General features: G+C 70.9%; 12 protein-coding genes. 10 read left to right on the top strand and 2 right to left on the bottom strand.

The features are described from left to right. The first annotated feature begins 182 nt into the window (after positions 1 to 182). From B0B15_RS06145 to B0B15_RS06105, 9 genes are all read left to right on the top strand, one after another. On the top strand, positions 183 to 779 hold the full coding sequence (locus B0B15_RS06145; protein WP_076674145.1) for a GNAT family N-acetyltransferase: 597 nt from the start codon (positions 183 to 185) through the stop codon (positions 777 to 779). A gap of 12 nt (positions 780 to 791) precedes the next feature. Then, complete coding sequence (locus tag B0B15_RS06140; RefSeq protein ID WP_076674143.1) at positions 792 to 1,655, top strand: Fpg/Nei family DNA glycosylase; 864 nt, start codon at positions 792 to 794, stop codon at positions 1,653 to 1,655. A 422-nt stretch (positions 1,656 to 2,077) separates the two neighbouring features. Next, positions 2,078 to 3,136 carry a bifunctional diaminohydroxyphosphoribosylaminopyrimidine deaminase/5-amino-6-(5-phosphoribosylamino)uracil reductase RibD gene (gene ribD / locus B0B15_RS06135; protein ID WP_076674141.1) on the top strand — a complete coding sequence of 353 codons (1,059 nt, stop codon included), beginning with the start codon at positions 2,078 to 2,080 and terminating at the stop codon, positions 3,134 to 3,136. Next, the gene (locus tag B0B15_RS06130) at positions 3,136 to 3,792 is read left to right on the top strand and encodes a riboflavin synthase (protein WP_076674139.1); all 657 of its coding nucleotides are present in this window, start codon (positions 3,136 to 3,138) and stop codon (positions 3,790 to 3,792) included. The genes ribD and B0B15_RS06130 overlap by 1 nt, the downstream gene beginning before the upstream one ends. Beyond that, positions 3,789 to 5,057 carry a bifunctional 3,4-dihydroxy-2-butanone-4-phosphate synthase/GTP cyclohydrolase II gene (locus B0B15_RS06125; RefSeq protein WP_076674137.1) on the top strand — a complete coding sequence of 423 codons (1,269 nt, stop codon included), beginning with the start codon at positions 3,789 to 3,791 and terminating at the stop codon, positions 5,055 to 5,057. The genes B0B15_RS06130 and B0B15_RS06125 overlap by 4 nt, the downstream gene beginning before the upstream one ends. Next, positions 5,057 to 5,530 carry a 6,7-dimethyl-8-ribityllumazine synthase gene (ribH, locus tag B0B15_RS06120; protein WP_076674135.1) on the top strand — a complete coding sequence of 158 codons (474 nt, stop codon included), beginning with the start codon at positions 5,057 to 5,059 and terminating at the stop codon, positions 5,528 to 5,530. The genes B0B15_RS06125 and ribH overlap by 1 nt, the downstream gene beginning before the upstream one ends. Before the next feature lie 242 nt (positions 5,531 to 5,772). Continuing rightward, entirely contained in the window at positions 5,773 to 6,126 is a 354-nt protein-coding gene (locus B0B15_RS06115; RefSeq protein WP_076674134.1) for a Fe-S protein, read from the top strand. A 273-nt stretch (positions 6,127 to 6,399) separates the two neighbouring features. After that, complete coding sequence (locus B0B15_RS06110; RefSeq protein WP_076674131.1) at positions 6,400 to 7,851, top strand: MFS transporter; 1,452 nt, start codon at positions 6,400 to 6,402, stop codon at positions 7,849 to 7,851. A 191-nt stretch (positions 7,852 to 8,042) separates the two neighbouring features. Continuing rightward, positions 8,043 to 9,908, top strand: coding sequence for an ABC transporter ATP-binding protein (locus B0B15_RS06105; RefSeq protein WP_083708887.1), 1,866 nt, complete (start codon positions 8,043 to 8,045; stop codon positions 9,906 to 9,908). Between the two features lie 285 nt (positions 9,909 to 10,193). Here B0B15_RS06105 and B0B15_RS06100 read toward each other — a convergent pair whose 3' ends face one another. Continuing rightward, entirely contained in the window at positions 10,194 to 12,083 is a 1,890-nt protein-coding gene (locus tag B0B15_RS06100; protein WP_076674127.1) for a phosphoenolpyruvate carboxykinase (GTP), read from the bottom strand. 118 nt (positions 12,084 to 12,201) lie between these two features. Between B0B15_RS06100 and B0B15_RS06095 the strand changes: the two genes are divergently transcribed. After that, positions 12,202 to 13,641, top strand: a complete 1,440-nt coding sequence (locus B0B15_RS06095) for a helix-turn-helix transcriptional regulator (protein ID WP_076674125.1) — start codon at positions 12,202 to 12,204, stop codon at positions 13,639 to 13,641. A gap of 157 nt (positions 13,642 to 13,798) precedes the next feature. Here B0B15_RS06095 and B0B15_RS06090 read toward each other — a convergent pair whose 3' ends face one another. Continuing rightward, positions 13,799 to 15,271 (bottom strand): NAD-dependent succinate-semialdehyde dehydrogenase, encoded by a 1,473-nt coding sequence (locus B0B15_RS06090; RefSeq protein ID WP_076674123.1) that lies wholly within the window; start codon positions 15,269 to 15,271, stop codon positions 13,799 to 13,801. Positions 15,272 to 15,282: the final 11 nt, after the last annotated feature.

The following is a 15,282-nucleotide window of genomic DNA, read 5'->3' as shown; positions in this document are numbered from 1 at the left end:
TGCGACGCCCGCCCGCTCCTTCGAGCGGCGGCGGGCGTCAGCGTTCCGCCGGGCGCGAGCGCAGCGGATCCGGAACGCGGCACCGGATCAGGATGCCGTGGCCGATGGCATCCTGGTCCGCGGCGCTTCCGCTGGTCTGCGGCGCGGCTTGCCGGGGTGATGACTCCCGCTAGCGTGGCCGGATGGAGCCGCCGACCCTGCACACCGCCCGCCTGAAGCTGTCCGCGCCTCGGAAGGACGACGTCGCCGCGGTCCACGCCGAGTGCCAGGATGCCGCGATCCAGCGCTTCACGACGGTGCCGTCGCCCTACCTGCGGTCCGATGCCGAGACGTTCGTCGAGCTGACGCGAACATGGTGGGCGGAAGGGTCGGAGGCGACCTGGGCGATCCGGCTCGACGGCCTGCTCGTCGGGATGATCGGCCTCGCGAAGCTCGCGAGCGGTGGTCCCGAGATCGGTTATTGGGTGTCGTCCCGCGTGCGCGGGCGGGGCGTGGCCTCCGAGGCCGCCCGCGCGGTCGTCGAGTGGGCGTTCGCGCCCGATTGCCCCTCGATCGAACGCATCGAATGGCGGGCCGTCGTGGGCAACGTCGGCTCGGCCCGCGTCGCGCGATCGGTGGGCTTCCGCTACGAGGGGCTGCTGCGACGGGCGCACGTCAACTCTCTCGGACGGGCCGACGTGTGGATCGGCGGGCTGCTGCGCGACGACGAACGCACGCCGGTGCCCTGGCCGGCCCTCGGCTCGGGCGCAAGGCCCGTCGCCGATATCGGAGGGGCGTGACACCATGGGCGCATGCCGGAGATGCCTGAGATCGAGGGACTCGTCGAGTTCCTGCGGGATCGCATCACGGGGCTGCGCATCGACAAGGCCACCGTGTCGGCGATCAACGCGCTGAAGACGTTCGATCCGCCGCACTCGGCGCTCGTCGGCGCGTCTGTCACCGGGGCCGAGCGGCACGGCAAGTTCGTCGACGTCACGACGGATGCCGGCATCCATCTCGTCTTCCATCTCGCCAAGGCGGGGTGGCTGCGGTGGTACGACGCGCTGCCCGCGACAGTCATCAAGCCGGGCAAGACCCCCATCGCCCTGCGTGCGGGCTTCGATGACGGGTCGGGCTTCGACCTCACCGAGGCGGGGACGAAGAAGTCCCTTGCCGTGTACGTGGTCCGTGCGCCCGACCAGGTCCCCGGCATCGAGCGCCTCGGGCCCGATCCGCTCGGCGCGGGCTTCGACCGGGCCGCGTTCGGAGGGCTGCTGCAGGGCCGGCGCACCCAGATCAAGGGCGTGCTGCGCGACCAGTCGATCATCGCCGGGGTCGGCAACGCCTACTCCGACGAGATCCTGCACGCGGCGAAGATGTCGCCCTACGCCCTCGCGGCGACCCTGTCCGACGACGAGGTCGACCGCCTCTTCGCCGCAATGACGACGACGCTCACCGAGGCGGTCGAGGCCGCAGGCGGCAAACCGCCGGCGGAGCTGAAGGATGCCAAGCGCCGGGGCATGCGCGTGCACGGTCGACGGGGCGAGGCCTGCCCGGTCTGCAGCGACGAGGTGCGCAGCGTCTTCTTCGCCGACAACTCCCTGGAGTACTGCCCCACCTGCCAGACGGGCGGCAAGCTGCTCGCGGATCGCCGGTTGTCGCGCCTGCTGAAGTGACGGGTGCGATGCACGAGGTCGAGGGCCCTGCGGTCGGGCTTCGACAGGGGGCGGTGACCGAGAGCCGGCGATCGCCGACCTCTGGAAAGGCCCGAGAACGGGCGGTGCGCTGTGGCGGCCTGATGCCGTCAGGCCGGCCGACCTCTCTCGAAACGTCGCCGCATGACGGGGAATGAAACCGCGGATGCCGCGTTGACTAGACTTCGAAGAGCAAACAACGTGCTCCGGGGTCGGTGAGAATCCGAACCGGCGGTGACAGTCCGCGAACCCCTCCGCATCACGCGGCGGGGCCGATCCGGTGGAATTCCGGGACCGACGGTGATGCGAGGGTCTCCCCTCGCTAGTCCGGATAGGAGGCAGCACGGATGGCGCGTCGCGCCTTCCCGCTGGCCCTGCCCCGACGGTGCGGGAAGGACAGGGAAATGGCATCCGCCGTCGAGATCGACGCCATGCGGCGAGCGCTCCAGCTCGCCCGGCGCGGCCCGCGCGGGCTCAACCCGCAGGTGGGCGCCGTGATCCTCTCCCCCGCCGGTGAGGTGCTCGCGCAGGGCTTCCACCGCGGCGCCGGCACCCCGCACGCCGAGGTCGACGCGCTCTCGCAGCTCACACCCGGAGCCGCCCGCGGCGCCACCGCCGTGGTGACCCTGGAGCCGTGCAACCACACCGGCCGCACCGGCCCGTGCGCCCTCGCCCTCATCGAAGCCGGGGTGGGCCGCGTCGTCTACGCGCTCGATGACCCCACCGACGACGCCGCCGGCGGTGCCGACCGTCTGCGCGCGGCGGGCGTCGACGTCGAGGCGGGCGCGGAAGCGGATGCCGCGGAGGAGCTCATCCACGACTGGATCGCCCTACAGCGCACCGGTCGCCCGCACGTCACCGTCAAGTGGGCGCAGAGCCTCGACGGCCGCGCCGCCGCCGACGACGGCTCGAGCCAGTGGATCACCGGGCCCGACGCCCGCCGCGACGTGCACGCGCGTCGCGCGGCGGCCGACGCGATCGTCGCCGGCACCGGCACCGTGCGCGCCGACGACCCGGCCCTCACGGCCCGGGCGGACGACGGCACGCTGCTCGAGTCGCAGCCCGTCCCGGTCGTAATCGGCGCGAGCGAGACGGCTCCGGATGCCGCCGTGCGCCGCCACCCGCGCGAGGCCCTGTTCTACTCGACCCACGACCTCGCATCCGTCCTCGCCGACCTGGCCCGCAAAGGCGTGCAGCGCGTCTTCGTCGAGGGGGGTCCCACGCTCGCGAGCGCCTTCATTCGCGACGGCCTGGCCGACGAGCTGCTCGTCTACGTCGCCCCCGTGCTGCTGGGCGGATCGCGCCTCGCGCTCGGCGACGTGGGCGTACCTTCCATCGCGCACGCGCGGCGGCTGCGCGTGGCATCCGTTCAGACCCTCGGCGACGATCTGCTGTTCGTCGCCGCGCCCCACCCGACCGGCTCGGAAACCGCCGGCACCCACGAGAACAGAGGAGAAGCCTGATGTTCACCGGAATCGTCGAAGAGATCGGCGCCGTCACCGCCGTCGAGCCGTCGGGAGACGGCGTGCGGCTGACGCTGCGCGCCCCGTTGTCGGTCTCGGATGCCGGGCACGGCGACTCGATCTCGGTCAGCGGCGTGTGCCTGACGGTCGTCGACCAGGGCGACGACTGGTTCACCGCCGACGTGATGAAGCAGACCCTCGACATGTCGACGCTCGCTGACGTGGCCGCCGGTCGCGCCGTCAATCTCGAGCGGGCCACCGCCGCCCACGGGCGTCTGGGCGGCCACATCGTCCAGGGCCACATCGACGGTACGGGCGTCGTGCGCGAGGTACGCCCCGGCGCGCAGTGGAGCGTCGTGCGGGTCGGAATCCCGTTCGAGCTCGCGCCGCTCGTCGTCGACAAGGGCTCGATCGCGATCGACGGCGTCTCGCTCACCGTCAGCGCCGTGAGCCCCGCCGACGAGGCCGAGCCGTGGCTGGAGGTGTCGCTCATCCCCGAGACGCTCGAGGCGACGACCCTCGGTCGCGCCGAGGCCGGCACGCCCGTCAACCTCGAGACCGACATCCTGGCCCGTCATGTTCAGCGCATGCTCGCCTTCCGTACGACAGAGAACCCCGCGGCGCCCGCCGCACAGACCGAGAGGGGCTCCGCATGAGCCTGTCCCCCATCCCCGAGGCTCTGGAGGCCCTGCGTCAGGGCCGCCCGATCCTGGTCGCCGACGACGAGAACCGCGAGAACGAGGGCGACGTCATCATCTCGGCTCAGCTTGCGACCCCCGAGTGGCTCGCTTGGACCGTCCGCTGGTCGAGCGGCTACGTCTGCGCGCCCATGCCCGCCGAGTGGGCCGACCGGCTCGACCTGCCGCCCATGGTCGAGGTCAACCAGGACGCCCGCGGCACCGCCTACACCGTGAGCGTGGATGCCGCGTCGGGCGTCACCACCGGCATCAGCGCCGCCGACCGCGCGCGCACGCTGAACGTCCTGGCCGACCCCGAGTCCGTCCCCACGAGCCTGATCCGCCCCGGGCACGTGCTGCCGCTGCGCGCGGTCGACGGCGGCGTGCGCGAGCGCGCCGGGCACACCGAGGCAGCGGTCGACCTCATGCGCCTCGCGGGGCTCGAGCCCGTCGGCGCGATCGCCGAGGTCGTCGCCGAGGACGGCAGCATGATGCGCCTGCCCGGACTGTTCGAGCTCGGCGAGCGCGACGGCATCCCGGTCATCACGATCGAGCAGCTCATCGCGCACCTGAACGACACCGACCCGCTGCCGGCCACGGCGGCGCCGAAACGGCGCGTGAGCCTGCGCGCCGAGTCGAACGTGCCCACCTCGCACGGGACGTTCCGCTTCCTCGCGTACAAGGACCGCGTCACCGGCACCGACCACCTGGCCGTCGTCTCGGGCGACCTGACCGAGGAGGCACCTCTCGTGCGGGTGCACTCGGAGTGCCTGACCGGGGAGGCTTTCGGCTCGCTCAAGTGCGAGTGCGGACCTCAGCTCGACGCGGCCCTCGACACGATCGACCGCGACGGCGGCATCGTCATCTACATGCGCGGGCACGAGGGACGCGGCATCGGCCTCATCAACAAGCTGCGCGCGTACAACCTGCAGGAGCGCGGCATGGACACGGTGGATGCCAACCTGGCCCTGGGCCTGCCCGCCGACGCCCGCGACTACGCCGCGGCCGCCGGCATCCTCACCGACCTCGGTGTCGAGAAGGTGCGCCTGCTGACGAACAACACCGACAAGGTCGCGCAGCTGCGCGGCTTCGGCCTCGATGTCGTCGAGCAGGTTCCGCTGCTCGTGGGCGTCGGCCCGAACAACCACCAGTACCTCGAGACGAAGCGCGACCGGATGGGTCACATCATCGCCGAGGACGACCTGCGCGACGCCCTCGCGCACATGAAGGAAGAGAGCGCCTGATGGCCGGCAGTGGAGCACCCGAAACCGGCGGCGTCGACGCGTCGGGACTGAACGTCGTCGTCATCGCCGGCACCTGGCACGAGGTCATCACCGACGGACTGATCGCCGGGGCGAAGCGCGTGCTGGATGCCACCGGCGCGACCTACCGCGTCGTGCGCGTGCCGGGCTCGTTCGAGCTGCCCGTCGCGGCCAAGGCCGCGCTCGACGCCGGGGCGGATGCCGTGGTCGCGCTCGGCGTGATCATCCGGGGCGGGACGCCGCACTTCGAGTTCGTCTCGTCGGCCGCGACCGACGGCCTCACGCGCGTCGCCCTCGACACGGGCAAGCCCGTCGGGTTCGGCGTGCTGACCCTCGACGACGAGCAGCAGGGCCTCGACCGCGCGGGCCTCGAGGGCTCCAAGGAGGACAAGGGCGAGGAGGCCGCCGACGCGGCCATCCGCACCGCCCTCGTGCTGCGGGAGCTGCGGGGCTGAGACGCTCTGACGACGGGCCCGGCGACCAGTGCGGTCACCGGGCCCGTTCCTGTCGGCGGGAGGGATGGATGTGGCTGAGCCTGTCGAAGCCACCGGGCGTCCGCGGGTCGGGGGGCAGGCCCTTTGACAAGCCCAGGGACCGCGCGCGAAGCTCAGGGACCACACGCGGGGCTCGGGGAGGACCCGCGCGGTGAGGTCTTCCTTGCTGGCGGCGGGGGTGTGGCATCCCTAACCTGACGGGTATGGAGATCCTGCGGAACGTCGTCGTCCTCGTCCACCTCGTCGGGTTCGCCGTGCTGTTCGGCGCATGGGTCGTCGAGGCGGTCGCGCGCCGCGTGCGGGTGACGCCGCTGATGAACTACGCCCTCGTGATCTCGCTCGTGACCGGCCTCGCCCTGTCGGCGCCGTGGGGCCTGGACCACGACCTCAACTACGCCAAGATCGGCATCAAACTCGTCGTGCTGCTCGTGATCGGTGCGCTGCTCGGAATCGGGTCGGCGCGCCAGAAGCGCACCGGCTCCCTCTCCCCCGCGATCTTCTGGCCGATCGGCATCCTGACGCTGCTCAACGCGGGTCTCGCGGTCATCTGGCGGTAAGCGCGGCGAGACGCGGGCGGCGGCGAGCTGCGGCGAGGAGCCGACGCGAAGGGGTGACGGTTCTCAGTCGGCCGGCGGTCGACGCGGAGGGCCACGGCGCGGGACGGACCACGCTCAGCGCGCGCATAGACTGGAGGGTCTAGACGCCCCTCACTCGGGGACGTCGCCGGTGCCCCCGCCCGCGCGCTCTCTCACCACCACCCCCGTGACCGCTGCGTGCCACCGCTGCGCCCCACCCCGGACGCGAACGAAGAATCTTCCCGTCAGGCAGTCATGACCACGTCATCCCCCTCCACCCGTCCGGCTTCGGCCCCGGCGAATCCCCGCTCGCGCGTCATCACCGCGAGCCTCATCGGCACCACGATCGAGTTCTACGACTTCTACGCGTACGCGACCGCGGCCGTGCTCGTCTTCCCGATCCTCTTCTTCCCGACCGGCAACGAGACCACCTCACTCCTGCTGTCCTTCAGCGTCTTCGGCGCCGCAATGGTCGCGCGCCCCCTCGGCGCCGTCGTGTTCGGTCACTTCGGCGATCGCTTCGGCCGCAAGGCGACCCTCGTGGCATCCCTGCTGACGATGGGTGTCGCGACCTTCCTCATCGGTCTGCTCCCGACGTTCAACGAGATCGGCGTGTGGGCGGCGATCCTGCTGCTCATCATGCGTCTCGCGCAGGGCTTCGCCCTCGGCGGCGAGTGGTCGGGCGCGGCCCTGGTGGCCACCGAGAACGCCCCGAAGGGCAAGCGCGCCCTGTTCGGCACGTTCCCCCAGCTCGGCGCCCCCATCGGGTTCATCATCGCCAACGGCATCTTCCTCATCATCAACTTCGCGCTGCCGCACCCCGACGGCACGGCGCAGCGCTCCGCCGAGTTTCTCGCGTGGGGCTGGCGCGTGCCGTTCCTCTTCTCGGCCGTGATGGTCATCGTGGGCCTGTGGGTGCGCCTCAAGCTCGTCGAGAGCGAGTCGTTCTCGAAGGCGGAGAAGAGCGGCGCGATCCGCAAGTTCCCGCTCGGCGAGGTCATCCGCCGCAACTGGAAGCAGCTCATCCTCGGCACGTTCATCATGCTGGCGACCTACGTGCTCTTCTACCTCATGACGAGCTTCACCCTCTCGTACGGCACGAAGCCGACCGCCGAGGGCGCGGCCGCCGCCGCAGAGAAGGCCGGGACCGCCTTCGACGCAGCCGCCTACGTACCGGGCCTCGGGTTCGGCTACACCGACTTCGTGATCATGCAGATCATCGGTGTCGTGTTCTTCGGCGTCTTCACGATGCTGTCGGGCCCGCTCGCCGACCGCTTCGGGCGCAAGCGCCTGCTCATCGTGGTGACCGCGGCGATCATCGTCTTCGGTCTGACCTTCGCGTTCTTCCTGCTGCCCCAGGCCGACGCGACGCTGACGCACGTCTACGTGCAGGCGTTCCTCATCATCGGGTTCCTGCTGATGGGGTCGACCTTCGGGCCCATGGGCGCGGTGCTGCCCGAGCTGTTCCCGACGAACACGCGCTACACGGGTTCGGCGATCTCGTACAACGTCTCGTCGATCCTCGGCGCGGCCCTCGCTCCGATCGTCGCCGTGGCGCTGTGGGCCGCGGGAGACGGCAACCCCTGGCTCGTCGGGGTCTATCTCTCGGCGATGGGCGTGCTGACCCTCATCGCGCTCGTGCTCTCGCCCGAGACGAGAGACGTCGACTACGACGACAACATCGCCGCCGGGGCGACGGCGCCGTAAGGCGGTTCTCGGCGGAACGACGGATGCCACGGGGCCTGGGCCTCGTGGCATCCGTCGTTCCGGGGGCAAGCACTCCTCCTCCCCACGGGCGCTGTCCTCCGGTTTCTCCCCCGCGGTGCTCCGCGGGGGCGAGGCGCATAGCCACGGAAGGTACGGTCGAAGTACCCCGATCCCTTCCTGCGAGGATGAGCATGTCTTCTCCCGTTCCCGCGCGCGGTCGGCGCGGTCGCCGCGTGCCCGAGGGTCCGCGCGCGTCGTTCCGTCAGCTGCTGCCGTTCCTGCTCGAGCACAAGCGGACGCTCGTCGTCGTGGCGGTGCTGAGTATCCTCGGCGCCGGAGCGACACTCGCCCAGCCGCTGCTGGTCGGGCAGGTCATCACGCGCGTGCAGGACGCCGTTCCGCTCGGCGCCCTGGTCTGGCTGCTGGTCGCCTTCGTCGTGCTGTCGTCGGTGATCTCGGGCTTCCAGCACTACCTCCTGCAGCGCACCGGCACGGCGGTGGTGTACTCCTCCCGCCGGCGACTGATCGCCCGCATCCTGCGCCTGCCCGTCAGCGAGTTCGACGCGCGTCGCACGGGCGACCTCGTCTCGCGCGTGGGCACCGACACGACCCTGTTGTACGCCGTCCTGACCCAGGGGTTCGCGGATGCCGTCGGCAACGCGCTCATCCTCGTCGGTGCCGTCATCGCCATGGCGTTCATCGACCCCCTCCTGCTGGGTTTGATCATCGTGGTCGTGGGGGCGTCCCTGGCGCTGGTCGTGCTGCTCAGCACCCGCATCCGATCCGCGTCGGCCGATCAGCAGGCCAAGGTCGGCGAGCTGTCGTCGGGCGTCGAGCGCGCCGTGGGGTCCATCCGCACCATCCGCGCCGCGGGGGCGACCGAGCGCGAGATCGCCACCGTCACCGAGAACGCCACCGCGGCCTACGCCGCCGGCGTGCGGATCGCCCGGGTCTCGGCGCTGATCGTGCCCGTCGCGTTCGTGGCCCTGCAGGTGTCGCTGCTCGTCGTCCTCGGCGTCGGCGGATACCGGGTGGCATCCGGGGCGATCGACGTCGCCTCGCTCGTCACGTTCGTCATCTTCCTGTTCCTCCTCGTGCAGCCGCTCGCCTCGACCATCGGTGCGATCACGTCGGTGAGTCAGGCGCTCGGCGCGCTCGGACGCATCCAGGAAGTACTCGACCTGCCCCTCGAAGACGATGGCGATCGGCCGACCTCGGCCACGCCCGCCCCGGATGCCGCGGCGATCGCGTTCCGCGACGTGCGGTTCCGCTATCCCGACCACGTCGTCAAAGCACGCGAAGCGGCGGCGGCCGAAGCGAGGTCGGTGCTCGCGGGCGCGCACCTCGACTCTTCGGGGCCGTCAGCCGAGACCGACCACGAAGTGCTGCGAGGAGTGTCGTTCACCGTGCCGCGCGGCGCGCGCGTCGCTCTCGTCGGCCCGTCGGGCGCCGGCAAGAGCACCATCCTGTCGCTCGTCGAGCGCTTCTACGACCCCACGGGCGGGGTGATCCTCGTCGACGGCGTCGACGCCCGAGACCTGCCGCGCGACGACCTGCGCGCGCGCTTCGGCTACGTCGAGCAGGACGCCCCGACGCTGGCCGGAACGATCGCCGACAACCTGCGTCTCGCCTCGCCCGACGCATCCGACGCCGACTGCGAACGTGTGCTGCGCGCGGTCAACCTCGGCGACGTGCTCGAACGCAGCCCGCTCGGCGTCGACGCGCCCGTCGGTGAGGACGGCGTGATGCTCTCGGGTGGCGAACGGCAGCGCCTCGCGATCGCTCGCGCGCTGCTCGCGGCTCCCCCGGTGCTGCTGCTCGACGAGTCGACGTCGTCGCTCGACGGCGTCAACGAACAGCGCATGCGCGAGGCGATCGACGCCGTCGCGACCGGGCGCACGCTGCTCGTCATCGCGCACCGCCTGTCGACGGTCGTCGACAGCGACCTCATCGTCGTGCTCGAGGACGGTCGCGTCGTCGGCCAGGGCACGCACAGCGAGCTCGTCGCATCCACTCCCCTGTACCGCGACCTGGCGAAGCACCAGCTGCTGGTGTGAGCTGCTGCGACGGGCCGGGCGCTCCCCCGTGCCGAGCAACCCGACGCGTCGCTCGTGAGCCGTCGATAAACGCCCGGTGCCCCGAGAAACGCCTTCCGAACGCGTTTCTCAGCGCAGCGGGCGTTTCTCGGTGGGAATTGGGTCCGGCGCAGCGGCCGCGCGCCGCGGCGGACCCGCGTTGCTTGCCGGAGACGCACCGACGCCCCTCCCGCGCGCCAAGAACGGGAGGGGCGTCGATTCGAAGGCTCGCCCCTCTGCGCGACACGGCGCGGGGGCGAGCCGGTCTCAGGAGCGCTGCAGGCGGTAGCGCAGCGAGGCGAGCTCGGCGCGCAGTGCGGCCGGGAGGTGCGAGCCGAAGGTGTCGTAGAACTCCTCGGTCAGTTCGGCCTCGGCCAGCCACGAGTCGCGGTCGATCGCGAACAGCTCCTCGAGGTCGGCGGCGGGCAGGTCGAGGCCCGACAGATCGAGGTCTTCGGTGCGCGGCAGGCGTCCGATCGGGCTGTCCACGGCATCCACCTGTCCGTCGACGCGGCGGATGATCCAGTCGATCACGCGGGCGTTGTCACCGAAGCCGGGCCAGAGGAAGCGGCCGTCGTCGCCCTTGCGGAACCAATTGACCTGGAAGATGCGCGGTGCGCGGTCGAAGCGCAGCTTCTCACCGACCTTGAGCCAGTGAGCGAAGTAGTCGCCCATGTTGTAGCCGCAGAACGGAAGCATCGCGAACGGGTCGCGGCGCAGCTCGCCGACGGTGCCCTCCTGCGCCGCCGTCTTCTCGCTCGACACGGTCGAGCCGAGGAAGACGCCGTGCGACCAGTCGGTGGCCTCGAGCACGAGGGGCACATTGGTCGCGCGGCGACCGCCGAAGAGGATGACGTCGAGCGGCACACCGTCGGGCGTCTCCCAGTCCTCGGCGATCTGGGGGCACTGCGCCGCACCGACGGTGAAGCGCGAGTTGGGGTGCGCGGCGGGGCGGCCCGACGCGGGCGTCCAAGGCTTGCCCTCCCAGTCGATGAGGTGCGGGGGCGCCTCGTCGGTCAGTCCCTCCCACCACACGTCGCCGTCGGGACGCAGCGCCACGTTCGTGAAGATCGTGTTGCCCCACAGCGTCTCGATCGCGGTGACGTTGGTCGACTCGCCGGTGCCGGGAGCGACGCCGAAGAAGCCAGCCTCGGGGTTGATCGCCCAGAGGCGCCCGTCCTCACCGGGGCGGATCCAGGTGATGTCGTCGCCGAGCGTCTCGACGCGCCAGCCCGGGATCGTCGGCCGCAGCATCGCCAGGTTGGTCTTGCCGCACGCCGAAGGGAACGCGGCAGCGACGTGGTACGCCTTGCCCTTCGGGTCGATCACGCGAATGAGCAGCATGTGCTCGGCGAGCCAGCCCTCGTCGCGACCGATGACCGACGCGATGCGCAGCGCGAAGCACTTCTTCGCGAGGATCGCGTTCCCGCCGTAGCCCGAACCGAACGACCAGACCTCAAGCGTGTCGGGGAAGTGCACGATGTACTTCTCGTCGTTGCAGGGCCACGCCACATCGTCCTGCCCGGGGGCCAGAGGTGCGCCGACCGAGTGCACGGTCTTCACCCACGGCGCGCCCTGCGCGATCTGCTGCGTGACGGCCGTGCCGACGCGGGTCATCACGCCGATGGATGCCACGGCGTAGGCGCTGTCGGTGATCTGCACGCCGATGTGGCTGAGGGGGCCGCCGACCGCGCCCATCGAGAAGGGGACGACGTACATCGTGCGTCCGCGCATCGAGCCCTCGAAGACGCCGTTCAGCGTCGAGCGGATCTCGGCCGGGGCGATCCAGTTGTTGGTGGGACCGGCATCCTCCTCGCGCTCGGAGGCGATGTAGGTGCGCGACTCGAGACGGGCCACGTCGCCGGGGTGCGAGCGGGCGAGGTACGAACCGGGTCGCCATTCGGGGTTCAGCTTGATGAGCTTGCCCTCGTCGACCATCTCGCGCAGAAGCGCGTCGTTCTCGGCGGCGGAGCCGTCGACCCAGTGGATGCGGTCGGGCGTGGTGAGGGCCGCGACCTGGTCGACCCACGCGGTGAGGGCGGCGAGGCCGGGACCCTCGACGGCCGGCTTCACGCCGTATCCGGCGCAGGCGGGGGCGGCGGCGACCGCGGCGGCGCGGCCGGTGGAGCGGGAAGCGAAGATGTCGGCGAGTGCCATGTCGTTCTCCTCGGTTGAGAGCGAATTCGATGTTCTTCCCCCATGATGCGCGTCTTGTGCCGCGTCTTTCGGAGCAAATCCGGTGTAAGAATTGCGCTTCTTTCGATATGGTCAAGGAATGGCCTCGTCCTTCGAACTCACCACGCTCGGTCATCGCATCCGGCATCACCGGCTCGCGCGCGGGTACACCCTCGACGAGCTCGGCGCGCTGGTCGGCGTGGCGGGGAGTCAGCTGAGCCTGATCGAGAACGGCAAGCGCGAGCCCAAACTCTCGCTGCTGCAGGAGATCGCGCGGGCGACCGAGACCGAGGTCACCGAGCTCCTCTCCCGCGAACCCCCGAACCGGCGCGCGGCGCTGGAGATCGAACTCGAACGGGCGCAGACGAGCCCGTTCTTCCGCCAGCTCGGCATCCCGCCCGTCAAAGTCACCAAGGGCACCAGCGACGAGACCATCGAGGCGGTGCTCGGACTGCACCGCGAACTGCAGAGGCGCGAGCGCGCGACCATCGCGAGCCCCGAAGAGGCCCGTCGCGCCAACACCGAACTGCGCCTGCGCATGCGTGAGACGGCGAACCACCTGCCCGAGATCGAGCGGCTCGCCGAGAAGCAGCTCAAGGCCGCGGGCCACTCGACCGGCGCCCTCACCCACCGCACCGTGAGCATCATGGCCGAGCAGTTGGGCTTCGAGCTCATCTACGTCGCCGACCTGCCGCACTCGGCGCGCTCGGTCACCGACCTCGAGCACGGCCGCATCTACCTGCCCCCGGCATCCATCCCCGGCGGCCATGGCCTGCGGTCGATGGCGCTGCAGGCGATGGCGCACCGCCTGCTCGGACACCGCCCGCCGACCGACTACGCCGACTTCCTGCAGCAGCGGCTCGAGATCAACTACTACGCGGCGTGCTGCCTCATGCCCGAGACCAGCTCCGTGGCGTTCCTCGCGCAGGCGAAGAAGGACCGCAACCTCGCCGTCGAAGACTTCCGCGACGCGTTCGGCGTCACCCACGAGGCCGCCGCGATGCGCATGACCAACCTCATGACGACGCACCTCGGCATCCATCTGCACTTCCTGCGCGTCGACGGCGACGGGGCGATCTCGCGGGTGTACGAGAACGACGGGCTCCCGTTGCCCACCGACGTCACGGGCAGCGTCGAGGGACAGGTCGTGTGCAAGAAGTTCTCGGCGCGATCCGCCTTCGCGGAGCACAACCGCACCACCGAGCACTACCAGTACACCGACACCCCCGCCGGGACCTTCTGGTGCTCGACCCAGACGGGGACGACGAGCGATGGCGACTTCTCGATCACGGTCGGCGTCCCCTTCGACGACGCCCGGTGGTTCCGCGGACGCGAGACCACCAAGCGCGGCATTTCGCACTGCCCCGACGAGTCGTGCTGCCGCCGCCCCGACACCGAGGCCGCGGAGCGCTGGCAGGGCAAGGCCTGGCCGAGCGCGCGCGTGCACCGGCACATGTTCTCGCCGCTGCCGCGCGGCATGTTCCCCGGCGTCGACGACGCCGAGGTGTTCGCGTTCCTGGATCGGCACGCGGACGGCTGACGTCCTCCTCGCGTGAGTCGCCATATCCTGTCGCTTCGCACGGCCCGGGAGCGACAAGATCCGGCGACTCGCACGAGACGGCGGAACGACGGATGCCACGACCCCGGGCCCGCGCGGGGCGCCGGGGGCGTGGCATCCGGTGTGTGCTGCCCCGCGGTCAGGCGTAGGGGTTCGCCGTCAGCGTGTACTTGGTCTGCAGGTACTCGTGGATGCCCTCGTCGCCGCCCTCGCGGCCGAGGCCCGACTGCTTCCAGCCGCCGAAGGGGGCGGCGGCATTGGAGACGACGCCGACGTTGAGGCCCATCATCCCGGTCTCGAGCTTGTCGATCATGCGCTGGCCGCGCGCGAGCGACTCGGTGAAGACGTACGAGACGAGGCCGTACTCGGTGTCGTTGGCGAGGCGCACGGCGTCGTCCTCGTCGTCGAAGGGGATGATCGCGAGCACGGGTCCGAAGATCTCCTCGCGGAGGATGTCGCTGCCGGGCTGCACACCCGCCACGACGGTGGGCTCGAAGAACGTGCCGGGGCCGTCGATGGGCGATCCGCCCGTGGTGACCGTCGCGCCGCGCTCGACGGCATCCCCCACCAGGGTCTTGGCCTTGTCGACGGCGCGGTCGTCGATGAGGGGTCCGATCTGGACGCCGTCCTCGGTGCCGCGGCCGATCTTCATGCCCCGCACGCGCTCGGTGGCACGGCGAGTGAACTCCTCGACGACGCTGCGCTGCACGATGAATCGGTTGGCGGCGGTGCAGGCCTGTCCGATGTTGCGGAACTTCGCGAGCATCGCGCCCTCGACCGCCTTGTCGAGGTCGGCGTCGTCGAACACGACGAACGGCGCGTTGCCGCCGAGCTCCATCGAGGTGCGCAGCACGCCCGGGGCGGCCTGCTGCAGCAGCTTCACGCCGACCGGCGTGGAGCCGGTGAACGAGAGCTTGCGCAGACGCGGGTCGGAGATGATGCGCTCCGACACGGGGCCGGTGTTCGTGGTGGTGACGACGTTGACGACACCGGCGGGGAGTCCGGCATCCTGCAGGATCTGCGCGAAGAACAGCGTCGTCAGAGGCGTGAGGGTGGCGGGCTTGATGACGACCGTGCAGCCGGCGGCGAGCGCGGGGGCGATCTTGCGGGTGGCCATGGCGAGGGGGAAGTTCCACGGGGTGATGAGGTAGCAGGGCCCGACGGCGTGCTGCGAGACGATCATGCGACCGGTGCCCTCGGGGTTGGCGCCGTAGCGGCCCTGGGTGTGAGCGGTGACCTCGCTGAACCAGCGGAGGAACTCCCCGCCGTAGCCGACCTCGCCGCGCGCCTCGGCGAGCGGCTTGCCCATCTCGAGGGTCATGAGCAGAGCGACGTCTTCCTTGCGCTCCTGCAGCAGGTCGAAGGCGCGGCGGAGGATCTCGGCGCGCTCGCGCGACGGGGTCGTCGACCATGACGGGAAGGCGTCCGCCGCGGCATCCATCGCCGCGACGCCGTCGTCGATCGACGCGTCCGCGATCTCGAGTAGGACGTCACCGGTGGCGGGGTCGTTCACGGCGACGGTCTTGCCCGCCTCGGCGGAGCGCCACTCCCCGTTGATCAACAGGCCGGTGGGTACGGATGCCAGCAGTTCGCTCTCGCGCGAATCGGTCATGAATCCTCCTG

This window comes from Microbacterium sp. RU1D (assembly GCF_900156435.1).
In the GTDB taxonomy this organism is placed as follows: domain Bacteria; phylum Actinomycetota; class Actinomycetes; order Actinomycetales; family Microbacteriaceae; genus Microbacterium.
This window is presented reverse-complemented; position numbering and strand designations above follow the sequence as displayed.